General features: G+C 66.7%; 24 protein-coding genes. 13 read left to right on the forward strand and 11 right to left on the reverse strand.

The genetic code is table 11. The annotated features are described in order from the left end of the window. Nucleotides 1-76 precede the first annotated feature (76 nt). Nucleotides 77-520: a CopD family protein gene (locus tag IP65_RS10295; protein WP_022676462.1), complete on the reverse strand. Its 444-nt coding sequence runs from the start codon at nucleotides 518-520 to the stop codon at nucleotides 77-79. A gap of 197 nt (nucleotides 521-717) precedes the next feature. Between IP65_RS10295 and IP65_RS10300 the strand changes: the two genes are divergently transcribed. Together IP65_RS10300 and IP65_RS10305 are read left to right on the forward strand one after the other, a co-directional pair. Next, nucleotides 718-1122 carry a hypothetical protein gene (locus tag IP65_RS10300; RefSeq protein WP_054131655.1) on the forward strand — a complete coding sequence of 135 codons (405 nt, stop codon included), beginning with the start codon at nucleotides 718-720 and terminating at the stop codon, nucleotides 1120-1122. Between the two features lie 78 nt (nucleotides 1123-1200). Continuing rightward, a complete protein-coding gene (locus IP65_RS10305; RefSeq protein ID WP_054131656.1) occupies nucleotides 1201-2166 on the forward strand; it encodes a hypothetical protein in 966 nt (321 codons plus the stop codon). A gap of 45 nt (nucleotides 2167-2211) precedes the next feature. Here IP65_RS10305 and IP65_RS10310 read toward each other — a convergent pair whose 3' ends face one another. The 3 genes from IP65_RS10310 to hemE form a co-directional block, all read right to left on the reverse strand. Beyond that, the gene (locus IP65_RS10310) at nucleotides 2212-4374 is read right to left on the reverse strand and encodes a S9 family peptidase (protein ID WP_054131657.1); all 2163 of its coding nucleotides are present in this window, start codon (nucleotides 4372-4374) and stop codon (nucleotides 2212-2214) included. A 72-nt stretch (nucleotides 4375-4446) separates the two neighbouring features. Continuing rightward, complete coding sequence (locus IP65_RS10315) at nucleotides 4447-4944, reverse strand: TlpA disulfide reductase family protein (RefSeq protein ID WP_231627647.1); 498 nt, start codon at nucleotides 4942-4944, stop codon at nucleotides 4447-4449. Then, nucleotides 4941-5969, reverse strand: coding sequence for a uroporphyrinogen decarboxylase (hemE, locus tag IP65_RS10320; RefSeq protein WP_054131659.1), 1029 nt, complete (start codon nucleotides 5967-5969; stop codon nucleotides 4941-4943). The genes IP65_RS10315 and hemE overlap by 4 nt, the downstream gene beginning before the upstream one ends. 366 nt (nucleotides 5970-6335) lie before the next feature. Here hemE and IP65_RS10325 point away from each other — a divergent pair, with 366 nt between their 5' ends. From IP65_RS10325 to IP65_RS10365, 9 genes are all read left to right on the forward strand, one after another. After that, nucleotides 6336-7178 (forward strand): pyruvate, water dikinase regulatory protein, encoded by an 843-nt coding sequence (locus tag IP65_RS10325; protein ID WP_054131660.1) that lies wholly within the window; start codon nucleotides 6336-6338, stop codon nucleotides 7176-7178. Beyond that, nucleotides 7175-7759, forward strand: coding sequence for a nucleoside triphosphate pyrophosphatase (locus IP65_RS10330; protein WP_054131661.1), 585 nt, complete (start codon nucleotides 7175-7177; stop codon nucleotides 7757-7759). Before IP65_RS10325 ends, IP65_RS10330 begins: the two co-directional genes overlap by 4 nt. Further along, nucleotides 7756-8634: a shikimate dehydrogenase gene (locus tag IP65_RS10335; protein WP_054131662.1), complete on the forward strand. Its 879-nt coding sequence runs from the start codon at nucleotides 7756-7758 to the stop codon at nucleotides 8632-8634. The genes IP65_RS10330 and IP65_RS10335 overlap by 4 nt, the downstream gene beginning before the upstream one ends. After that, nucleotides 8631-9236 carry a dephospho-CoA kinase gene (coaE, locus tag IP65_RS10340; protein ID WP_054131663.1) on the forward strand — a complete coding sequence of 202 codons (606 nt, stop codon included), beginning with the start codon at nucleotides 8631-8633 and terminating at the stop codon, nucleotides 9234-9236. Before IP65_RS10335 ends, coaE begins: the two co-directional genes overlap by 4 nt. Nucleotides 9237-9283: 47 nt before the next feature. Then, entirely contained in the window at nucleotides 9284-10000 is a 717-nt protein-coding gene (dnaQ, locus tag IP65_RS10345) for a DNA polymerase III subunit epsilon (RefSeq protein ID WP_054131664.1), read from the forward strand. Nucleotides 10001-10075: 75 nt separating this feature from the next. Further along, nucleotides 10076-10657 (forward strand): ribosome hibernation-promoting factor, HPF/YfiA family, encoded by a 582-nt coding sequence (hpf, locus tag IP65_RS10350; protein WP_022676473.1) that lies wholly within the window; start codon nucleotides 10076-10078, stop codon nucleotides 10655-10657. A gap of 166 nt (nucleotides 10658-10823) precedes the next feature. Beyond that, nucleotides 10824-11285, forward strand: a complete 462-nt coding sequence (locus IP65_RS10355) for a PTS sugar transporter subunit IIA (RefSeq protein ID WP_022676474.1) — start codon at nucleotides 10824-10826, stop codon at nucleotides 11283-11285. Nucleotides 11286-11304: 19 nt separating this feature from the next. Continuing rightward, nucleotides 11305-11658, forward strand: a complete 354-nt coding sequence (locus IP65_RS10360) for a DUF1491 family protein (protein WP_054131665.1) — start codon at nucleotides 11305-11307, stop codon at nucleotides 11656-11658. Between the two features lie 193 nt (nucleotides 11659-11851). Beyond that, nucleotides 11852-12544, forward strand: a complete 693-nt coding sequence (locus tag IP65_RS10365) for a cell wall hydrolase (protein ID WP_231627648.1) — start codon at nucleotides 11852-11854, stop codon at nucleotides 12542-12544. A gap of 19 nt (nucleotides 12545-12563) precedes the next feature. Here IP65_RS10365 and IP65_RS10370 read toward each other — a convergent pair whose 3' ends face one another. Next, the gene (locus tag IP65_RS10370) at nucleotides 12564-13400 is read right to left on the reverse strand and encodes a DUF815 domain-containing protein (RefSeq protein ID WP_082350078.1); all 837 of its coding nucleotides are present in this window, start codon (nucleotides 13398-13400) and stop codon (nucleotides 12564-12566) included. Nucleotides 13401-13469: 69 nt separating this feature from the next. Between IP65_RS10370 and IP65_RS10375 the strand changes: the two genes are divergently transcribed. Then, nucleotides 13470-14432, forward strand: a complete 963-nt coding sequence (locus IP65_RS10375; RefSeq protein WP_054131666.1) for an L-threonylcarbamoyladenylate synthase — start codon at nucleotides 13470-13472, stop codon at nucleotides 14430-14432. Nucleotides 14433-14437: 5 nt separating this feature from the next. Here the strand turns inward: IP65_RS10375 and IP65_RS10380 are convergent, their stop codons facing one another. From IP65_RS10380 to rpoZ, 6 genes are all read right to left on the reverse strand, one after another. Next, a complete protein-coding gene (locus IP65_RS10380; protein ID WP_054131667.1) occupies nucleotides 14438-14695 on the reverse strand; it encodes a hypothetical protein in 258 nt (85 codons plus the stop codon). Nucleotides 14696-14826: 131 nt separating this feature from the next. After that, nucleotides 14827-15351 (reverse strand): CarD family transcriptional regulator, encoded by a 525-nt coding sequence (locus IP65_RS10385; RefSeq protein WP_022675317.1) that lies wholly within the window; start codon nucleotides 15349-15351, stop codon nucleotides 14827-14829. A gap of 494 nt (nucleotides 15352-15845) precedes the next feature. Then, nucleotides 15846-16184, reverse strand: coding sequence for a ferredoxin FdxA (gene fdxA, locus IP65_RS10390; RefSeq protein ID WP_022675318.1), 339 nt, complete (start codon nucleotides 16182-16184; stop codon nucleotides 15846-15848). Nucleotides 16185-16199: 15 nt separating this feature from the next. Further along, nucleotides 16200-16490 (reverse strand): RNA-binding S4 domain-containing protein, encoded by a 291-nt coding sequence (locus tag IP65_RS10395; RefSeq protein ID WP_022675319.1) that lies wholly within the window; start codon nucleotides 16488-16490, stop codon nucleotides 16200-16202. A 27-nt stretch (nucleotides 16491-16517) separates the two neighbouring features. Continuing rightward, entirely contained in the window at nucleotides 16518-19112 is a 2595-nt protein-coding gene (locus IP65_RS10400; protein ID WP_054131668.1) for a helicase-related protein, read from the reverse strand. Nucleotides 19113-19223: 111 nt separating this feature from the next. Further along, nucleotides 19224-19568, reverse strand: coding sequence for a DNA-directed RNA polymerase subunit omega (rpoZ, locus tag IP65_RS10405; protein WP_022677787.1), 345 nt, complete (start codon nucleotides 19566-19568; stop codon nucleotides 19224-19226). Nucleotides 19569-19825: 257 nt separating this feature from the next. On the opposite strand from rpoZ, the gene IP65_RS10410 reads away from it, so the two are divergent. Beyond that, on the forward strand, nucleotides 19826-20512 hold the full coding sequence (locus IP65_RS10410) for a PilZ domain-containing protein (RefSeq protein ID WP_082350102.1): 687 nt from the start codon (nucleotides 19826-19828) through the stop codon (nucleotides 20510-20512). Nucleotides 20513-20631: the final 119 nt, after the last annotated feature.

A 20631-nucleotide genomic window follows, 5' to 3' on the forward strand; every position in this document is an offset into this window, starting at 1 on the left:
CGTCAATTGAGGATTGGTGAAGGGTGCGGGGCTTGCGGCCAGCGCTGGGCCTGGCCGCCGCCATGTACGCCGTCGCTCAGAACGGCTTGATGATCACCAGGATGACGATGATCGCGCCGAGCACACCGGGCACTTCATTGAGCAGGCGCAGCTGCTTGCCGGTGAGGCGGCGTTCGCCCCGCGCCAAGGCGCGATGATAGCGGGCGAGCCAGATGTGATAGCCGGTCAGCGCCACCACCAGCAGCAGCTTGGCATGGAGCCAACCCTGGGTGAACCAGCCGCCCGAAATCGCCATGGCCAGGCCCAGGATCCACACCACCGCCACGCTGGGCGCCATGATGATCTTCATGAGCTTGCGCTCGCGATCGGTCCACACCGCGTTTTCGGGGGAATTGACCGGCGTTTCCTGGTGATAGACGAACAGGCGGGGCAGCATGAACAGCCCGGCCATCCAGAAGATCACGAAGATGACGTGGCCAGCCTTGAGCCAGAGATAGAGCATCGAGAGCACCTGGAGCATGAGGGTCTTCTAGCGTTGCGCGAGGGGGACGGGAACGGGCCTTTCGACGGGCAACGTGCGGCACGCCGAACGGCTCCACCGCATCTCGGCCTTTGCGGCGATGATTGCAAGAACCTTGCCCGCTCGGGTAGGAGGGGGCCAAGCAGGCGAGCCAATGAGGGGGACGCCACGTGTTGCAGGCAGGCCGCCGATTGCTGATGCGCCATCCGCGCCTGGGTCTGATGATCCTGGCGCTGGTGCTGGGCCTGCGCGTGTTGATCCCACCAGGAATGATGCCGGTGCCCAATGGCGCGCGCGGCATCGTGGTGGCGCTGTGTGATGGCAGCGGCCCACTTGGCGCTGACGTGAGCAAAGCGAGCCGGCGCACGATCACCCTGCCCACCAGCCATTCCGGCAAGACGGACAGCACCGCCAATCCCGGCCCTTGCGCATTCGGCGTGCTGGCCAATGCCATGATCGGTGGGGGAGAAGCCCCTGCCCTGCCCCTGGCGCCCCCGCTGATGGTGCCCATCGCGCCGGCGCTGGTGGCGGCCCTGATGCTGGCGGCGATTGCCCGCACGCGGCCACCGGCGCGTGCGCCACCGCAAGGCGCCTTCGGCTAAGCCAAGCACACCGAGCATTTTTGTTTTTCCGGCCCGCGCTGCATCGGTGGCGGGGCCGCCTGTCGGGATATCCGATCCATGCCACGCCTGTTTTCGCGCGCCCTTGCGGCTGCGCCCCTTGCCTTTGTGCTGTCGTCCACCCCAGCGCTGGCCTGTGCCAGCTGCGGCTGCACGTTCACCTCTGACTGGCTCAACCAGGGGCTGGTCACCCAGCCCGGCCAGGCCGCCACGCTGCGGGTGGATTATGTGCCGCAAAGCCAGCTGCGCACCGGCACCAGCAAGGTCGATACTAGCCAGCTGACGATTCCCAACGATCGCGAGATCGAACGCTGGACCGACAACGTCTATGTCACCGCCAGCTATGACCGGCAGTTTGCCAGCGACTGGGGCATCAACGTGGCGGTGCCGCTGATCAGCCGCCCCCATGCGACGATTGCCGAAGATACCGACGGCGAAAGCCGCTCCCGCACTCATGGCCTGGGCGATATCCGGGTAACGGCACGCTGGCAGGGCCTGTCGACACCCAGCGGCGTGACCGGGCTGCAGTTCGGGCTGATCCTGCCCACCGGCGGCTTTCACCAGACGTTCCGCAGCGGCCCGGCGCAGGGCGAGGACGTGGATCGCGGCCTACAACCGGGTACCGGCACCACCCAAGCGGTGATCGGCGCCTATCACTATCGCCGGTTGGGCCGGGACTGGGCGCTGATGGTGCAGGCCCAGGCGCAGATCGCGCTCAATGCGCGGCAGGATTATCGCCCCGGCACGATCGGTGAAGCTTCGCTGGCAGTACAGTGGATGGGCCTGGGCCGCGTGGTGCCGCAGTTGCAGATCAATGCGCGGATCAACGCGCAGGACAGCGGCCTCAATGCCGACGTGGAAAACAGCGGGGGCGAACAGGTCTATCTTGCCCCTGGACTGAGTGCGCCCCTGGCAGCGCGGGTTTCCGCTTTCGCCCATGTCCAGCTGCCGCTGTACCAGCGCGTGGTGGGCTGGCAGCTGGCACCCCGCGTGAACCTGGCGGCCGGGCTTACCGCGCGGTTCTGAACGAGTTTCCGGTGGCGCCCATCTGGCGCCACCGGGACACAGAGATCACTGCGTCGGCTTGAGCCAGCGGGCCATCCAGCCAAAGATGGTCTGGTGCCACTGCAGCGAGTTCTTGGCCTTGAGCACCCAATGGTTTTCATCGGGGAACACCAAGAGTTCGGACGGGATGCCGCGCCGTTGCAGCGCGGCAAAGCTGGCGAGGCCCTGGGTATAGGGAATGCGGAAGTCGTTCTCGCTGGTGATCACCAGCATCGGCGTCTTCCACTGCGCCACGTGGTTGACCGGGTTCCACTTTTCAAAGGCTTCGGGCGCCTCGTAGTAAGGGTGCCCACCGTGTTCCCATTCGTCGAACCACAGCTCGTCGGTTTCATAGGCCATGGCGCGCGCGTCAAACACGCCATCGTGCTGGATGATGCACTTGAAGCCATCGGGCCACTGCCCCTCGATCCAGTTCATCATGTAGCCGCCATAGCTGCCACCGGCCGCACAGGCATTGCCGGGATCGACCGCGCCATCCTTGGCCGCGGCCGCCACCATGCCGAGCTTGAGGTCCTGCAGCGGCTTGCCGCCCCAATCCTGGTTGATGCTGTCGGTAAAGGCCTGGCCGTACCCGGTCGATCCGTGGAAATCGATGGTGATAGCGGCATAGCCCTGCGCTGCCCACAGGCGCGGGTTCCAGCGGGTGGACCAGCCATCGCTGAACGAGCCCTGCGGCCCGCCATGGACAAGCAGCACGGCCGGCAGCTTGCCCACCGCACCCGCCGGCTTGAGGATCTGGCCCCACACCGTATCGCCGTTGGCCCCCGCAAAAGAGAACCGCTCCACCGCCACCGGGGCCATGCCGGCCAGCGCCGTGGTGCCCAGATCGGTCAGCCGCTTGGCCTGCTGGCCAGGCTTGCCCAGATAGAGTTCGGGCGCGGCATCGATGGCATCGCGCTTGAGCAGGAACGCCCCGCCCTTGAGCATGGCGATCTGCGAAACGTGGCCTTCGCGGCCCTTCTGGAAGGCCAGGCGCGTGGGCTTGCCCGTAGCGAGATCGACGCGGAAGGCGGGCGTATCGAGCAGGTCCTGCGCCGTTACGATCAGGGCCTTGCTGTCAGGCGTGAAGGCCAACGAGCCGGCGGAGCGATCCCAGCCCTGGGTCAGCGCGCGGCTCCGCCCGGTCTTGAGGTCCATCAGCTGGATCACCAGGCGATCGGCCTCGTACCCCGGGCGCGCCATCGCGGCCCAGGCCAGCCAGTGGCCATCGCGCGACACGGCTGGCGTGGTATCGGTGCCACGGTTGCTGGCCGTCAGGTTGCGCGGCGCACTGCCATCGACCGGTGCCCACCACAGATCGAGATTGGTCGAGCGCGGCTCGTCACGATCGGCCTGGCGCGCGGCATAGATCACCGCGCTGGAATCCGCGCTCCACGTCAGTTCGCTGCCATCGCCGAACGGTTTGCTGGGTGCGTCGCCGACCAGGCCGCCCTTGGCTGGATCACCATCGAGCGCATGACCGGATGCCGGATCGACCTGCCCGGCCTTGAGCGCGAAGGCAAAGATGCGGCTGTGGATGCCCGGCGTTTCCCAGGTGTCCCAATGGCGCACGAAGCCGGCACCATCGCGATAGAGCCGCCCGCTGCCCGGGCCGGGCAGGCCGGTATTGCCGTCGCCATGGGGCAGATCGGCGCAACCGCCAAACGTGGCGCAAGCGCGCGCCACATCGCCCCACACCGCCAGCCGCGTGCCATCGGGCGAAAGCTTGAACCCGGCGACCTCGGCAGCCAGATCGGTGACCCTGATCGGGCCGCCGGCACTGCCATCGGCGCCGGGCAGGACCGACCAGACCTGCGCGGTCTTGCCATCCTTGTCAGACAGGAACCACAGCCGCCCATCGGGGGCAAAGGCGGGATCGCTGATGCTGCCCTGCCAGTCCAGCTTGACCGGCGTGGCGCCCTTGCCACCCAGCGGCAGCAGCCACAGCGCGGTGCTGCGCTTGTAGCTGTGCGGATCGGTGGTGGTGACGGTGTAGGCCGCCAGGCGCCCGTCGGGCGACACGGCAAAACTGCCCAGGCGTGGCAGCGTGACGAGATCCTGCGCGGTCATCGCCGGTGCGGCGGCGGCCGATGCGGATGCCACGGCCGGAGCGGGCGTCGCTGCCAGGGCGAGAGGGGCCGCGCCAAGGGCCAGCGCGGCAAGCGAAAGCGTGTGGGTGAGCTTGTTCATGGGCCGCATGGGTACCCTGCCCCCGGCCCAGCGCAAGAGGGAACGATGCAGCAGGCGCCTCAGCTGGCCGCGCTAGCCCGCCAGCGCCTTGGCCAGCGCCTGGTCGAACCGCGCGGCATCGAGCGACCCAAAACGCGCCACGATCGTGCCATCGCGCCCATAGATGCGGGTTTCGGGCAAGGCAGTGGGCAGATCGCGCGGCCGCACATGGGTATCGGTGGCGCGGATCAGCGGAAAGTGCACGCCCATGCCCGCCGCCAGGATGCGGCTGCGGCTGGCGGCGGTATCGAGCGCGATGCCGACCATGCGCAGGCCTTGGCCGCTGCCGCCCTGGGCGTGATATCGCTGCCACGTGGCATCGAGGATGGGCATGTCATGCCGGCACGGCGCGCACCAGGTGGCCCAGAAATGCACCACCACCACGTCATGCGCAGCCGGATTGATGGCAAATGGCGTGCCATCCAGCGTCGTGGTGGCCAAAGGTGGCAAGCGATCGGGCGCGGCCTGTGCCGTGGCTGCGCCACCCAGCGCAGCCACCGCCAAGGCCAGCACCAGCGCTCCCCGTTTCACGGGCGCTGCCAGCCTCGGACCGTGGCCAGCAGCTGCTCGACATGGGCGATCGGGGTGAACTGGCCGATGCCGTGGCCCAGGTTGAACACATGCGGACGATCGGCAAAGGCATCGAGCACGCGCCGGGCCTGGCGGTCCAGCTCGGCCCCGCCGGCCAGCAGCAGCAGTGGATCGAGATTGCCCTGCACCGGCATGCCTGCCGGCAATTCGCGCGCGGCCCACAGCGGATCGATGGTTTCATCCACGCCCACCGCGTTGACTCCGGTTTCCCGCGCATAGGCGGCAAGCTTTTCGCCCGCGCCCTTGGGAAAACCGATCACCGGCACATGGGGATAGCGCGCCTGGATCGCGGCGGCGATGCGGGCATTGGGCGCGATCACCCAGCGTTCGAATTCGGCGGGTGCCAGGCTGCCGGCCCAGCTGTCGAACAGCTGCAGGCCTTCGGCGCCGGCCTCGACCTGGCCGGCGAGGTATTCGATCGTCACCTCGACGATGGCATCGATGATCGCCTGGAACGCCTGCGGATCGCGATAGGCATAGCTGCGCGTCTCGTGATGATCACGGCTGCCCTCGCCCGCCACCATGTAGGTCGCCACGGTCCACGGACTGCCAGCAAAGCCCAGCAGGGTAGTCTGTGGGCCCAAGGCCGCCTTGACCCTGCCCACGGTAGCGTAGATCGGCGCAAGACGCTCTGGCACGGCCTGGAGGGCACTGAGCGCGGTATCCACAAGCCGGGGAGCAAGACGTGGTCCCTCACCCGCCGTGAAAGTCAGATCCTGGCCCATGGCATAGGGCACGATCAGGATGTCGGAAAACAGGATGGCCCCGTCAAACCCGAAGCGGCGGATCGGCTGCAGCGTGATCTCGGCGGCAGCCTCGGTATCATAGACCAGTTCCAGGAACCCGCCCTTTTCGGCCCGCAAGGCGCGATATTCCGGCAGGTAGCGCCCCGCCTGGCGCATCAGCCAGATCGGTCGGCGGGAAAGGTTCTGGCCGCTGAGCGTTTCGAGAATGGGACCGGGCATCGTTCTTGTTTTTCCAATCCAATCAAAAAAATAGAATCTTATTAAATGGGATGATGAAGGTAGTTGGCCCTGTGGAAATCGGGGATAGCCAAGCTCTGCCCGATTTGTCCCGGATGCTCCACAAAATTCGCGTGGTGCGAATCCCGATGACTCCCGATGCAAGACAAACTTGTGCCCGTTACCCACAGGCTGTGGGAAAGGCTGTCCCCATGGGGATGAAAGGGCCCGTGGATGACTCGCTTCGGGGGTGAAATCGGGGGCGAAACTTGTCGCCAGTTTCATCCCGTGGTTTATCCTAGCGCTTTCCACAGGGTTACCCCGGCGGCCCTGCAACGCGGTGCGCCGGCTTGTTCACAAAGGGTTCCCATGCCGCGTCTGCACCTTCACCTGCTGTCCGACTCAACAGGTGAAACCCTTGAAATGATTGCCAAAGCGGCCCTTGCCCAGTTCGAGGATGCCGATGTTGTGCGGCATTTCTGGCCGATGGTCCGTTCGCAGCAGCATCTTGACCGCATTCTGGGTGAAATTTCTGCTAACCCTGGCCTGGTGCTGTTTACGCTGGTCAACACCGAAACGCGCGATCGGCTGGAGCAGCGCTGCGCCACGCTGGGCCTGCCCTGCGTGGCCGCGCTCGATGCCGTGACCAATGCGCTGGAACAGCAATTGGGCCAGGAAGCGCGGGGCCGGCCTGGCCGCCAGCACATGATGGACGAGGCCTATTTCCAGCGGGTCGATGCGATCCAGTTTACTATTGCCCACGACGATGGCGTGGGCTGGGAAAACTGGGAAGAGGCCGATATCCTGCTGGCCGGGGTCTCGCGCAGTTCCAAGACGCCCACCTCGATCTATCTTGCCAATCGCGGCTACAAGGTGGCGAATATCCCGATCGTGGTGGAAAGCCCGCCGCCGCCCACGCTCTATTCGGTGCGGCGGCCGCTGATCGTGGGGCTGACCACCAGCCCCGAACGCCTGATCGCGGTGCGTCGCAACCGCCTGCTCTCGCTCAACCAGGCACCCGAGACCGCCTATGTCGACAGCGAGCACGTGGCGCGCGAGGTGCAATATGCGCGGCGGATGTTTGCCGACAATGGCTGGCCGGTGATTGACGTTTCGCGCCGATCCATCGAGGAGACGGCCGCAGCGGTGATCACGCTCTACAACGAGCGCAAGGTTGCCGGGGACGCCAATCCGGGAATGAAGGCTCTATGATCGTACTTGCTTCGCAAAGCGCCTCGCGCAAGGCCATGCTCGATGCCGCCGGCGTGCCCTATGAAGCGCGTAGCTCGGATGTGGATGAAGGCGAGATCAAGTGCGAGCTGATCGGCGTGCCGGGCTGCCAGGTGGCGCAAATCCTGGCCGAGGCCAAGGCGATGCCGGTGTCTGCCGCCATGCCGGGCCGGCTGGTGCTGGGCGGGGATTCGCTGGTGGAGGTGTGCGGCCGCTCGTTCGACAAGCCGCAAAGCCGCGAGCAGGCGGCCGAACACCTGCGGTTCTTTTCCGGGCAGACCATACAGTTGCACAGCGCGGCTGTGCTGATGCGCGATGGCCAGGTGACCTGGCGCCATTGCGAAACGGCCAGGCTCAAGGTTCGCCGGCTTTCCGACAGCTTTATCGACAACTATCTCCACAAGGAATGGCCAGCGGTTTCGGGCTGCGTCGGCGTGTTCCGGATCGAGGCGCTGGGCGTGCAACTGTTCGAGAGCATCGAGGGCAGTCACTTCACCGTGCTGGGCATGCCGCTGCTGGCGCTGCTCGCCGCGCTGCGCGCCGCCGGAGAACTGCCGGAATGAGCCAGGCGCCACTCCCCTATGCCGAGGTGATCGGCGATCCGATTGCCCAGTCCAAGTCTCCGGTGATCCACAGCTATTGGCTGGAACAGCTCGGCATGGCCGGCGATTACCGCCGCGCCCAGGTGCACAGCGATGGCCTCGCCGATTACCTTGCCAGTCGTCGTGCCGATCCCGCCTGGCGCGGCTGCAACGTGACCATGCCGCACAAGCAGGCGGTGATCCCGCTGCTCGACCGGCTCGATCCGCTGGCCGCCCGCATCGGCGCGGTGAACACCATCGTGCCCGAACAGGGCCTGCTGGTGGGCTATAACACCGATGCTCCCGGGTTCATGGAGCCGCTGGCCCCCTGGCTGGCCGACGCCCACCTGTTGCGCATGGCGCGGGTGATGGGCACCGGTGGCGCGGCGCGGGCGATCGTCGCGGCGCTGTCCGATGCCGGGTTCCTGATCGTGCTGGCTGGGCGCGATCCGGCCAAGGCGCGGGCGCTGCTCGATGAACTGGCGCGCGGCAGCGATCATCACGCGGTCGATATCGCACATTTTGCCGATCCCACCGATTTCGCGTTCGATGATCGCCAGGGGCTGTTCGATCTCGTGGTCAATGCCTCGCTGCTGGGCATGACGGGACAGCCGGCCCTGGCCTATGACCTGTCCCACACCCCGCCCGGCGCGGTGTTCTATGACATCGTCACCAGCCCGCTGGAAACCGATCTGCTGGCGCGGGCCAGGGGCGCCGGCCATGCCACTGTCGACGGCCTGGCCATGCTGATCGGCCAGGCCGACCATGCGTTCCGCCGCTTCTTCGGCGCGGTGCCGCCGCGCGGGGATGCCGATGCGGAACTGCGCCGCCGCCTGCTGACGCCCGTTCCGGCATGAGCCGGCCTTTCGTACTTGGACTGACCGGCTCGATCGGCATGGGCAAGTCTGCCGTGGCGCAGATGATGCGCGAGGCAGGCGTGCCGGTGTTCGATGCCGATGCGCAGGTGCACCGCTTGCAGGGGCCAGGCGGAGCGCTGCTTCCCGCGATCGAGGCGGCCTTTCCCGGCACCACCGGCCCCAACGGCGTCGACCGGGGCAAGCTGGGCGCGCTGGTGTTTGGCGATCCCGCCGCGCTCGCCCGGCTGGAGCGAATCGTCCATCCTGCGGTTTCCGCCGCGCGCGAGTCGTTCCTGATCGAGCATGCCGGGCAGCGCCTGGTGGTGTTCGACATCCCGCTATTGTTTGAAAAGGGCCATGGCGCCGGGCTCGATGCCGTGGCGGTGGTTTCTGCCCCGGCGGCGGTGCAGCGGGCGCGGGTTCTCGCCCGGCCGGGCATGACGGCGGAAAAATTCGCGCAAATCCTGGCACTTCAGGTGCCCGACGCGGAAAAGCGTGCGCGCGCCGATCATATCATCGACACTGGACTTCCGCTCGACCAGACCCGCGCCATGGTTAACGATCTGATCGGCCAGCTTGGGGAAAAAAACCCGTCGGCTTGATCGCCGCGCCCCTTGCCAGCCCCGGCCGGCAGGTTCACATATTGGGCATGCGTGAGATCGTCTTCGACACCGAAACGACGGGACTCGATCCGCAAGGCGGTGACCGGCTGGTTGAACTCGGCTGTGTGGAAATGGTCAATCGGGTGCCCACCGGCGCCACCTATCACGCCTATTTCAACCCCGAACGCGACATGCCGGCAGAGGCTGAGGCCGTGCACGGCCTGTCGGCCGCCTTCCTGGCCGACAAGCCGCGCTTTGCCCAGTGTGCCGCCGATTTCCTGGAGTTCATCGGCGATGCGCCGCTGGTGGCGCACAATGCCGGGTTCGACTTCGGCTTCATCAACGCCGAACTTTCGGCCATCGGGATGGAGCCGGTAAGCCGCGATCGCATGGTCGATACCGTGGCAATTGCGCGGCGCAAGCATCCCGGCGCCAAGCTCAGCCTCGATGCGCTGTGCACCCGCTATGGCATCGATCGCAGCCATCGCACCAAGCACGGCGCGCTGCTCGATGCCGAGCTTCTGGCACAACTTTACGTCGAATTGATGGGTGGCCGGCAAATCGGCCTGGAACTTGCGGCAGAGGTCAGCGTCTCTTCTGCAGTTACCGGCGCTGTGGCCGCGGTTGCGGCCGTGGCCGAAGTGACTGTTGCCAAAACCACCCGGATCTTCCGCGAGCCCCGGCCGCATGCGGCCAGCGAAGCGGAATTGGCCCGCCATGCGGAGTTCATGGCGGGCATCAGCAACCCGCTCTGGTCGCGTTAGGTCTCGCTTGCGGCCCACTGTGCGGGCCGCAAGTGGCCTCGCGGTCAAAGCGGGCCCAAGAAGGAGAGAAGACCCATGGACATTCGCGTTTCGGGACACCAGGTCGAGGCCGGTGCCGCCTTTGAGGCCCACGCGGCCGATCGGCTTTCCGGCATTGTCGACAAGTACTTCTCCCGCGCGCTTTCCTCGCAGGTCACCCTGGGCAAGGCGCCGCACGGAGGTTTCCGCTGCGACATCATCACCCATGTGACGCAAGGGTTGATTCTCAAGGGCAGCGGCGTGGCCCAGGACGCGCACCAGGCGCTGGACCAGTCGGCCGAAAAGATCGACAAGCAGCTGCGCCGCTACAAGCGCCGGATCAAGGCCCATTCCGAAGGCGCCGATTTTGCCCGCCGCAGTGAAGACGCGGCCTATACCGTGTTCATGGTGGAAGAACCTGCGCACGATCAGGAAGAAGCCGAAGCTGCCGATGCGCCGCTGGTGATTGCCGAAACCCGGGTCGACGTGCCCACCGCGACGGTGTCTGACGCGGTGATCATGCTCGATCTGCGCAACACCAACGCGCTGCTGTTCAAGAACGCCGGCACCGGCGTGCACAACATGGTCTATCGCCGTGGCGATGGCTCGATCGGCTGGGTTGAACCGGCTGGCGCCTGATCTCTAAGCCCTGCCCGCAGGCCCATTTCGGGTTTGCGGGCAGTGCCATGACGGCATTGGCCAATTCACCCGTGATGCGATTCGGCGCTTGCATGGGGAACGAATAGAGCGCATGGCGCCGCCAACTTGACCGTGCCTTTACACAGGCTGTGGCGTTTTTCGTTTCATGACCGCACTTTTTTCCATTGATCCTCAGGCTGTCCGCGTCGTTCGCGCTGAATCCAAGGCGCAGATCCTGGATATGCTCGCCGCGTGCTTTGCCAGCGTCTATCGGCTCGACCGGGCGCAGGTGCAGGAACGCATCGAAGAGCGTGAGAGCCTGGGCAGCACCGGTTTCGGCCGTGGCGTGGCCATTCCCCATGCCCGGCTCGATGGCCTGTCGCGCCCGGTGGCGGTGTTTCTGCGGCTGGAAGAGCCGGTCGATTTCGCCTCGGCCGATGGCATGCCGGTCGATTGCGTGTTCGGTCTTCTTTCTCCCGAACAGGCGGGCGCCGTGCATCTCCAGGCACTGGCCGCGATCAGCCGCCTGATGCGCGATGATCGCATGCACCAGCGGCTGACCAGCGCGCCCGATGCCGACGCGCTCTATGCCGTGCTGGTCAACGTGATCGATCGCGACGCGGCCTGAACCGCGCGCGCCCCAAGCCATGACAGCGCGCCTGCCCGCAGGGATCGAGGCCAAAGGCTGGATCAGGGCCGCGCAGGCGGCTGGCGGCTTTGCCATGGTGCTGCACAAGGGCGATCCCGACGCTGGCACTATCGCCTTGGTGACATTGGAAAATCACCCCGAGCACGGGCATCTGGCGCAGCTGTGGGAGCGCATGCCGCGCGCCGATGGTAGCCGGCCGTGGACCGCCACAAAGGCGCAAGACCCCGAAAGTAAACAAGATTTTAACGACTATATAGCGCGCAGAACTGCGGCTGATCCCGATTTGTGGCTGCTTGAACTGACCATCGCAGACGCACAACAGTTCATCGGGAACTTTGCCGGCGAAGGTTGACTCCCTTTCGCGCGTGGATAGACCCAGCGCCATCGAATTGCGCAGGCGGCGCCGCTTGGCATGGGGTCTTCAGGCGCTGGCACGCAGACGGGGGTTTACCGTTACGGCCCAAGGGGCATGGCTTTCGGCATGATTGCCGGAATGCCGTGCTGCGCGCCGCAATCGGCCGATCACCGCCCAATGCAGATGGCTGATGACCGATCCGTTCCGCGTTGCCCGCCAGGCTCTTTCCAGCCTGCTTGCCGTGGTAATGCTGCTTGGCGCACCGCTTGCCCAGGCTCAGGAACCTGTTCACGCCCTGTCTGTTCACGCTCCGTCTGGCCCGCACGATCTCCAGGTCGTGGTGGCAGAAGGCCCCGCCAACGGGGCGATCACCCTTCCTTCCACCGGCCCTGCCACTACCACCCTGCCGCCGGCGCGCGGCATGCTGGCCCTGGCGCCGGCCCCCTCTGCCACCACCGGCGCGGTCAACGCTGCCAGCCTGGCTGATCTGGTGGCGGCAACGCCCGTTCCGGCCAATCTTTCGGCCGAACTCGAATGCCTGGCTGGCGCGGTCTATTTCGAATCCAAGAGCGAGAGCCTGGCGGGCCAGCTGGCCGTTGCCCGCGTGATCGTGGCGCGCAGCCATTCCGGCCGCTATCCCTCATCCTATTGCGGCGTGGTGTTCCAGCCGTCGCAGTTCTCGTTCGTGCGCGGCCATGCGATGCCGGCGATCAACCACGCCAGCCGGTTCTGGGCCAATGCCGCGCGCATTGCCGTGATTGCCGATCAGGGCAGCTGGAAAAGCCCGGTCGAAGGTGCGCTGTTCTTCCACGCCGCGCGCGTTTCCCCGGCCTGGGGCAAGACCCGCCTGGCCGCCATCGGCGGGCATATCTTCTACCGCTGAGCGTTACTGAACCGGCGCGCTACAGTGCCTTGCCGGCGCGACCGGCCAGCTCATTGACATATTGCCAGGCCACGCGGCCAGAACGGCTGCCGCGCCGCTTGGACCATTCCAGCGCATCGCCCGCGTCGTACGGCAGGGCCAGTTCGGCGCAATAGCCGGCGATGATTGCCAGGTAATCGTCCTGGTTGCAGGCATGAAAGCCCAGCGACAGGCCAAAGCGATCAGCGAGGGCCAGGCGATCGTCCACTGCATCGCGCGGATTGATCGGATCATCCTGCTCGCTCATGTGGCGTTCCACGATCGCGCGGCGGTTTGACGTCACGGCCAGGCGCACATTGGCCGGCCGCGCTTCCACCCCGCCTTCCAGCCACGAACGCAGCAGGCGCGCGCCTTCGGCATCGCCAGCATCAAAGCCGAGATCGTCGAGCAGCACCAGGAACTGGCGCGGCACCCCGCGCAACTGCGCAAACAGCAGCGGCAGGCTGGCATCGGGCATGGCCTGGACCAGGGCGATGGCGCCGGGGTGGGCAGCGTCGGCGGCGTTCACCGCGGCGCGCAGCACCGCCGATTTGCCCATGCCGCGCGATCCCCACAGCAGCATGTCATGCGCGGCCGCACCACGGGCCAGCCGCGCCACGTTGTCCACCACTGCGGCCTTTTGCGCATCGATGCCGCGCATCAGTGGCAGGCTCGGCGCCTCCAGCCGTTCCACCGCGCGTGCGGTCTGCCCCAGCCAGACATAGGCGGGATGGGTCAACCAGTTCACCTGGGGCGGCGCCGGCGGCGCCAGCCGCTCCAGCGCTTCGGCAATGCGGGTAAGCAGCGTTTCGGGCAGGCTGTGCGGCTGATCGATCATCACGTGGGCAACTTTGCGGCTAAGGGGATGCTTTGCAAAAGGCGCGCAGTCGCGATAGCGACGGCAGCCATGACGTCCAACCCCTTTTCCGACCCCTTGCCGCCCGAAATCCGCCCCGCAGACGATGATGGCGTCGCGGCTGCCATCGCCGTGCTGGCGGCGGGCGGAACCGTCGCCGTACCGACCGAGACCGTCTATGGCCTGGCGGCGCGGGCTGATCGCGATGCGGCGGTGGCGGGTATCTATCGCGCCAAGGGGCGGCCCGATTTCAACCCACTGATCGTGCATGTGCCCGATCTGGCGGCGGCAGAGCGTCTGGCGGTGTTGGATGACCGGGCCAAGGCCCTGGCGGCTGCGTTCTGGCCAGGCGCGCTGACCCTGGTCGTGCCACGCCGCGCCGACAGCGGCCTGGCCACGGCCGTGAGTGCCGGCCTGCCCACCGTCGCGCTGCGCTGCCCGGCTCATCCGGCGATGCAGGCGGTGCTGCGTCAATCCGGCCTGCCCCTGGCGGCGCCATCGGCCAACCGCAGCGGCGCGATCAGCCCGACCAGCGCGGCCCATGTCGCTGCCTCGCTCGGGCGGCGGGTGGATCTGGTGCTCGATGGCGGCGAAACCCGGCAGGGGATCGAATCGACGATCGTTGGCCTGCGGCCCGAGGGCGGTTGGGCCTTGCTGCGCCCCGGCCCGATCACCGGCGCCGAAATCGCCGCCGTGCTGGGCGAGGAGGCCGAACAAGGCCCGTCGCGTGGGATCGAGGCCCCGGGCCAGCTGGCCAGCCACTATGCCCCGGGAAAGCCGGTGCGCCTGGGCGCGGAGCACGCGCAGACGGACGAGTTCATGATCGGTTTCGGCGCGGTCTCAGGCGATGTCACGCTCTCGGCCCAGGGTGACCTGGCCGAGGCGGCCGCGCGCCTCTACGCCTGCCTACACGACGGCGCAGCGGCACGTCAGCCGCGTATTGCCATTGCCCCGGTGCCGGATGAGGGCATCGGCGCGGCGATCAACGATCGCCTGCGCCGGGCCGCAGTCTGAAAACCTTATTGCGGGTTGTTGAGATCGTTGACCACGGCCTGCGCGGCCGTGGCGCGGGCGCAAGCGCGGCGGTTGCCCTTCTTGCAGGCGGCCTGCTCGTTCGCCAGGCGGGCCTGCGCCTTGGCCAGCGCCTGCGCATGGGCCTGAGCACGCTGGGCCTGGGCGGCCGGATCAGGCCGGGTGGGATCGCGCGGGGCGGCGTTCTGCGCCGCACAGGCAGCCAGGGTCAGGGGAAGGGTCAGGACGATCACCTTGCGCAACATGCATTTGCCTTTCCAATGACGGGTCTTCCAGGCGTTTGCACCAGCCCCTGCCCCGCCGCCAAACGAAAAAGGCCGCCGGTGGTTCCGGCGGCCCGTTTCACGTGAAACATCTGTTCGGCAGGTAGCGCCGGTCAGACTGTTTCGTAGTACTTGGGGGCATGCTCGTTGAGGATCGCGAGGATCTTCTTGAGTGCCGCCGGCTCGTCGGTCTTTTCCATCGCGGCGAGTTCGCGCGCCAGGCGCGAAGACGCGGCTTCGAATATCTGCCGTTCGGAATAGCTCTGTTCCGGCTGGTCATCGGCGCGGAACAGGTCGCGGGTCACTTCGGCGATCGAGACGAGGTCACCGGAGTTGATCTTTGCTTCGTATTCCTGGGCGCGGCGCGACCACATGGTGCGCTTGACCTTGGGCTTGCCCTTAAGCGTGTCGAGCGCTTCACGCAGCGTCTTGTCCGAAGACAGCTTGCGCATGCCGATCGCTTCGACCTTGTTGACCGGAACGCGAAGCGTCATGCGCTCCTTTTCAAAGCGGAGCACATAGAGCTCCAGCTTCATGCCCGCGATTTCTTCCTGCTGAAGCTCGACCACGCGGCCGACACCATGCTTCGGGTAAACGACGTAATCCCCAACATCGAAGGCAAGAGCCTTGGCTGCCATTTCTTATCCTTTCGACGCCGGCAGACGGGACGGCGGGGGCGGGATGCCCGGCTAGGAAAAACCATGACGGCGAACCGAATATGCCTGTGACACTCCACCCTGCCCGGTCTGGTTGATCCGGTGCGGGGCTGGTCCCGGGGAGCGTGAACTGGCAAAGAACCGTTTTAAGCCCGGCCAAGGCCCTGCGATCGACGAGGCGATCCGATAGCGCGATCCGTCAGCGTTTTCCGTGTGCCGCCTGTTTCTGCCTTCTCGTAACAAAAAGGGCGCCCGGCAAAGGATTTGCCCGGCGCTTGATGGCTATATAGCAGCATTGTGGCAAAATTACCAGAGCCGAGACAGCAAAAGGCATGCGCCTTTTGGCCGCGCCCGGCCAAAAAGCCGGGGCAGCCCGATTTCCGGCGCTGGATCGGGGCATGGATCAAGCCCCGTCTGGCGCAATCAGCCGCGCGACAAAGGGGCGCGAATCACCCCTGGCGCGGTTGCCGGTTCGCTCAGTCCCCTTCGCCCGGCTCGGGCGAGAACTGGGTTTCGAACTTGTTTTCCACGCCCTTCCAGGCGTCGGCATCGGCCGGCGCGTCCTTCTTGGTCGTGATATTCGGCCATTCGGCAGAATACTTGGTGTTCAGCTCCAGCCACTGCTCCAGCCCGCTTTCGGTGTCGGGCAGGATCGCTTCGGCGGGGCATTCCGGTTCGCACACGCCGCAGTCGATGCATTCGCTGGGGTTGATCACCAGCATGTTGTCGCCTTCATAGAAGCAGTCGACAGGACACACTTCCACGCAGTCCATGTACTTGCAGCGGATGCAGGCATCGGTGACGACGTAAGTCATGCTGTGGGTATTTCCTCAAGGCTCGATTTCGGGCCGTGCTAGAGGCGCGAGGGGCGCCGCGTCAAGCACCCGATAGCATCCTTGTGCCTCAAGGGCAGGCCCGCGGCGTGCCGGAAGGGTGATAATCTCGATCACGCGCACCGAATTGCGCAAGGGTAGGACCAGGACATCCCCCGACTTCACGCCCGCGCTGCAGCGTTCGACGCGACGGCCGTTGAGGCGAATGTGCCCTTCTTCCACCCAGCCCTGGGCAAGCCCCCGGCTGCCGGCAAAGCGCAGGAACCACAGCAACTTGTCTATCCGCATTGCTCCTCCCTCGTGATCGCTTTTCCTTTATCGCAGCAACGTGGCCAGCGCGGCAAAGGCGCCGCTGGCCGGTGCCGGTTGCACCGGCGCGCGCGAGGCCTGCTGGTTGGATTTGCTGTTCCTGGCCGGTGGCGTGGCCGGCCGTGGCGGGCGCCAGTCCCACAACGGCGGTGCGGGCGGCCCGGCCTGCCCTTCGGCCAGCGGGCGCGGCATCGCGGCGCGGAAGCCGGCAGCGCGCAGCAGATTGGCATAGCCGGCGGTGGACAGGCCCATCGAGCGGGCCAGCGCCGGATCGAGCACGAAGCGGCGGCCTTTTGCGCCCTGGCGCACGCCGTGTGCGGCATGGAGCAGCTTTTCCGCCATGTCGACGCGCAACGCCTGCGGGCCGGTGCGGCGATAGCCCAGCGGAATATCCTTTTGCGCCAGCACTGGCGTCATGCCGCCCGGCGGCGGGGCGGTGGGAGCCAGGCCCCAGACCTTGGCCAGGGCCGCCCAGGCGGCCAGCGGCGCGGCGCGCAGGGCCGCGGGCACGAACACGTCGAGCGCACCAACCTGGATGCCCAGGCGGCGCGCCAGGGCGCGCTGCGCCGGTGTCAGGTCTTCCAGGCGGGCATGGTCGCGCGCGATAACCCCACCGCTTTCCACCAGGTGCAGCGCCAGCGCGCGCAGCGCGGCCCCTGCCGCAGGATCGCGGGCGGCATCGGCCAGGCGGCGCAACGGTCGCAAGGCGGTGGCGAGGTTCTGCTCAAGCCATTGCGCCAGCGCCGCCTGTACCTTGTCACGCGCGGCCGGGCCCGCGCGCTCCAGCGCAGGTTCGAGCGCGAGGCGCGGCTCAAGCACGGTGCGGCCCTTGGCGAGGCGGGCAACGGCAAGACCGCGCCACTGCACCTGCCCGTCGGCGAGGGCGATATCCTTGCCGGTAGCAGCGTCGCTCGCCAATTCGGCCAGGCGCGTGGCGAGCAGGCCCGGCAGGTGCCGTTCGGCCGCAGCCAGCAGCAGCTTGCGATCGGCCGCGCGGGCGAGCGGATCGACCACGAAGCGAAACCCTTCGAGATGGCCAATGGCTTCATCGTCGACCAGCACGGCGCCATCGTCGCCCAGGCGCACCGGCAGCAGCGAGGCGTCGGCCCCAGCCTTGCGCATCAGCACCGTGGTGCGGCGGTTGACGAAGCGTTCGGTCAGCCGCCCGTGCAGCGCATCGGACAGGCGCGTTTCCACGGCGCGGGCGCGCGCGGCCATCTCGTCGCGGGCCAGCACCCAGTCTGGCCGTTGGGCAATGTAGGACCAGCTGCGAATCGCCGCGATGCGGCCTTGCAGCGTGTCGATATCGCCCGAGGGATTGTCGAGCTGGGCAATGGCCTGGGCGACATAATCCGCGCCAAGGTAACCGCCGCGCAGATCCTGCCACAGCCGCGCCACGAACCGCGCATGGGTTTCCGCGCCCTGCTGGCGGAAATCGGGCAACGAACAGACATGCCAGAAACGTTCGACGCTGCGCGCGCCCCGCACCGTGGCGGCCACGTCCGGCTCTTCGGCCAGGCGGCGCAGCACGGCCAGGTCGATCGCCTCGGGCGGGGTGGCGAGTTCGGGGCGCGGTGGCGGGCTTTCCAGGTCGGCGATGAGCGTGGCCAAGGTATCGAAGCGCGGCTCCGCCTCACGCCAGAACAGGCGGGTCAGCGGGGGGAAGCGATGCTCTTCGATGGCATAGACTTCCTCGTCGGTAAATTCGGGATCGCGGCCGCCCGTGCCGGCCAGCGTGCCGAACGTGCCGTCCTTGTGATGCCGTCCGGCGCGCCCGGCGATCTGGGCCATTTCCGCGGTGGTCAGCCGGCGATGGCGATGACCGTCGTATTTCGACAGGCCAGCAAAGGCGACATGCTCGACATCGAGGTTGAGGCCCATGCCCACGGCGTCGGTCGCCACGAGGTAATCGACCTCGCCCGACTGGTACATCGCCACCTGGGCGTTGCGGGTCTGCGGGCTGAGCGCGCCCATGACCACCGCCGCGCCACCGCGAAACCGGCGCAGCATTTCGGCCATGACATAGACCTGCTCGGCCGAGAACGCGACGATCGCGCTGCGCGGGGGAATGCGGCTGAGTTTCTTGGCGCCGACGTGGCTGAGCGTGGAAAAGCGTGGCCGCGTGACGATTTCGGCCTCGGGCACCAGGACCTTGACCATCGGCTCCAGCGTGGCGGAGCCCAGCAGCATGGTTTCCTCGCGCCCGCGCGCGTGCAGCAGGCGATCGGTGAAAATATGGCCGCGTTCGGGATCGGCGGAAAGCTGCGCCTCGTCCAGCGCGACGAAAGCGAGGTCGGGCCGCGCCGGCATGGCTTCGGCGGTGCACAGCAGCCAGCGCGCGCCCTTTGGTTCGATTCGCTCCTCGCCGGTGATCAGCGCGACTTGCGCCGGCCCCTTGATCGCGCAGACCCGGTCATAGACCTCGCGCGCGAGCAGGCGCAGCGGAAAGCCGATCGCGCCAGAAGAGTGCGCGCAGAGCCGCTCGATCGCGAGATGGGTCTTGCCGGTGTTGGTCGGGCCGAGCACGGCCTTGATCGTGCCGCCTGACGGGCGATTCGCCGACGAGGTCACTCGCGGAGAGGCGGGCACGCGGTTGGCCATGGCCCCAGATGTGGCGGGCGTGCGGCGCACATGCAAGAAGGCGCCGTGGAATTATCCCCGGCGCCCTGCTTGATCGTGCCGAAACCCAGCTGAGCCGGATTTCAGGGCCTGTTACGCGTCGTAATCGGCGCCCAGCGAGGTGTTGCGCACTGGCGCCGCAGCCGTGATGCGCAGCGCTTCGGCCGACTGGGAAAGCGAGCCGATTTCATCGACTTCGTCATCGTCGTCGGGCAGCACGCGCTGCAGCGACTGGATGAGGTTTTCCTTGAGAATGGTGGGGCGCACCGTCTCTTCGGCAATTTCACGCAGGGCCACGACCGGGTTCTTGTCGCGGTCGCGGTCGACGGTCAGTTCGGCACCGCCCGAAATCGCGCGGGCGCGTTCGGCGGCCAGCAGAACCAGATCGAAACGGTTGGAAACCTTGTCGACGCAATCTTCGACGGTAACGCGCGCCATGGGCACTCCGAAAAATGGAAATGATCGGGGAAAGCGTGCAGCTAGGTAGGCGCGGACGAAAAGTCAAGGAACTTGGCATATCTAGCGGTTCCCCACCGTCACCGGCCGCGCGCGTTGCCGTGCGAAGAGAAAGTGTTTTTGCACGAATACCGCAAATAAGGGTAACGCTCGGGCAAGACTTGGTGGATAAGATGAACAATACCGGGTTCGTGTGCGCCCGGCCAAAGGGGGAACGCACGCAATTGGAGATCAGGGCAGTGGCCCAGCGCAACGATCTGCCCGAGGAACCCGGGCAAGACATCGCCGCCCCATCGGCCGGTGCTGACGCATCGGCCGGCGCCGACATGCGCGCCGCGCCCCGTTTCACGCTGCTGATTCGCGCGGCCAAGCTGATCGTCGATGGCGGCGAGTTTCTGTGCATCCTGCGCGATGCCTCGGCCACCGGCGTCAAGATTCGCCTGTTCACCCCCATTCCCGATCACCAGACCCTGGCGATCGAACTGGGCAACGGCGATCGCCATGCGGCGCGCCTGGTGTGGACCACGGGCGATCACGCCGGCCTGCAGTTCCTGCAGGAAATCGACGTGCAGCGCCTGATCGACGAGCGCGACGGCGCCTATCCGCGCCGCCAGGTGCGGCTGCGCCTGATGCTTGATGCCGTGCTGCATTCCGGCGGCGAAAGCGTGCATGTGCAGTTCCACGACATTTCGCAGCAGGGCGCCTGCATCGAATGCGAAAAGTGGTTGATGGTGCACGAACTGGTGCGCCTGGATACCGGGGTAATGCCCTCGATCTATGCCAAGGTGCGCTGGCGCAACCACCCGCGCTATGGCCTGGTGTTCGAGCAGACCTTCAAGCTGGATGAACTGGCGCGCATTTCCGCGCCGTTGCAATTGGGCCAGGCCCTGTCCGATGCCGCGCGTCGCAAGGGCCAGCCCGATTGAGCCCCGGCGTGGGTCTGTCCCGCGCTGTGCCCAATCGGGGAAACCCCCGCAATATCCGGCAAGAACTGCTTAACGTTAACTGTCCCTTATCCATTTTCCTTCATCCCGAGGGCATCAGC

This window comes from Novosphingobium sp. AAP1 (assembly GCF_001295765.1).
GTDB classification, from domain to species: Bacteria; Pseudomonadota; Alphaproteobacteria; order Sphingomonadales; family Sphingomonadaceae; genus Novosphingobium; species Novosphingobium capsulatum.

Excerpts from the sequence above, each read along its gene's own strand:
- IP65_RS10295 (WP_022676462.1), bottom strand. The coding sequence starts at position 520 with ATGCTCCAGGTGCTCTCGATGCTCTATCTCTGGCTCAAGGCTGGCCAC.
- IP65_RS10300 (WP_054131655.1), top strand. The coding sequence starts at position 718 with ATGCGCCATCCGCGCCTGGGTCTGATGATCCTGGCGCTGGTGCTGGGC.
- IP65_RS10305 (WP_054131656.1), top strand. The coding sequence starts at position 1,201 with ATGCCACGCCTGTTTTCGCGCGCCCTTGCGGCTGCGCCCCTTGCCTTT.
- IP65_RS10310 (WP_054131657.1), bottom strand. The coding sequence starts at position 4,374 with ATGAACAAGCTCACCCACACGCTTTCGCTTGCCGCGCTGGCCCTTGGC.
- hemE (WP_054131659.1), bottom strand. The coding sequence starts at position 5,969 with ATGCCCGGTCCCATTCTCGAAACGCTCAGCGGCCAGAACCTTTCCCGC.
- IP65_RS10325 (WP_054131660.1), top strand. The coding sequence starts at position 6,336 with ATGCCGCGTCTGCACCTTCACCTGCTGTCCGACTCAACAGGTGAAACC.
- IP65_RS10330 (WP_054131661.1), top strand. The coding sequence starts at position 7,175 with ATGATCGTACTTGCTTCGCAAAGCGCCTCGCGCAAGGCCATGCTCGAT.
- IP65_RS10335 (WP_054131662.1), top strand. The coding sequence starts at position 7,756 with ATGAGCCAGGCGCCACTCCCCTATGCCGAGGTGATCGGCGATCCGATT.
- coaE (WP_054131663.1), top strand. The coding sequence starts at position 8,631 with ATGAGCCGGCCTTTCGTACTTGGACTGACCGGCTCGATCGGCATGGGC.
- dnaQ (WP_054131664.1), top strand. The coding sequence starts at position 9,284 with ATGCGTGAGATCGTCTTCGACACCGAAACGACGGGACTCGATCCGCAA.
- hpf (WP_022676473.1), top strand. The coding sequence starts at position 10,076 with ATGGACATTCGCGTTTCGGGACACCAGGTCGAGGCCGGTGCCGCCTTT.
- IP65_RS10355 (WP_022676474.1), top strand. The coding sequence starts at position 10,824 with ATGACCGCACTTTTTTCCATTGATCCTCAGGCTGTCCGCGTCGTTCGC.
- IP65_RS10360 (WP_054131665.1), top strand. The coding sequence starts at position 11,305 with ATGACAGCGCGCCTGCCCGCAGGGATCGAGGCCAAAGGCTGGATCAGG.
- IP65_RS10365 (WP_231627648.1), top strand. The coding sequence starts at position 11,852 with ATGACCGATCCGTTCCGCGTTGCCCGCCAGGCTCTTTCCAGCCTGCTT.
- IP65_RS10370 (WP_082350078.1), bottom strand. The coding sequence starts at position 13,400 with ATGATCGATCAGCCGCACAGCCTGCCCGAAACGCTGCTTACCCGCATT.
- IP65_RS10375 (WP_054131666.1), top strand. The coding sequence starts at position 13,470 with ATGACGTCCAACCCCTTTTCCGACCCCTTGCCGCCCGAAATCCGCCCC.
- IP65_RS10380 (WP_054131667.1), bottom strand. The coding sequence starts at position 14,695 with ATGTTGCGCAAGGTGATCGTCCTGACCCTTCCCCTGACCCTGGCTGCC.
- IP65_RS10385 (WP_022675317.1), bottom strand. The coding sequence starts at position 15,351 with ATGGCAGCCAAGGCTCTTGCCTTCGATGTTGGGGATTACGTCGTTTAC.
- fdxA (WP_022675318.1), bottom strand. The coding sequence starts at position 16,184 with ATGACTTACGTCGTCACCGATGCCTGCATCCGCTGCAAGTACATGGAC.
- IP65_RS10395 (WP_022675319.1), bottom strand. The coding sequence starts at position 16,490 with ATGCGGATAGACAAGTTGCTGTGGTTCCTGCGCTTTGCCGGCAGCCGG.
- IP65_RS10400 (WP_054131668.1), bottom strand. The coding sequence starts at position 19,112 with ATGGCCAACCGCGTGCCCGCCTCTCCGCGAGTGACCTCGTCGGCGAAT.
- rpoZ (WP_022677787.1), bottom strand. The coding sequence starts at position 19,568 with ATGGCGCGCGTTACCGTCGAAGATTGCGTCGACAAGGTTTCCAACCGT.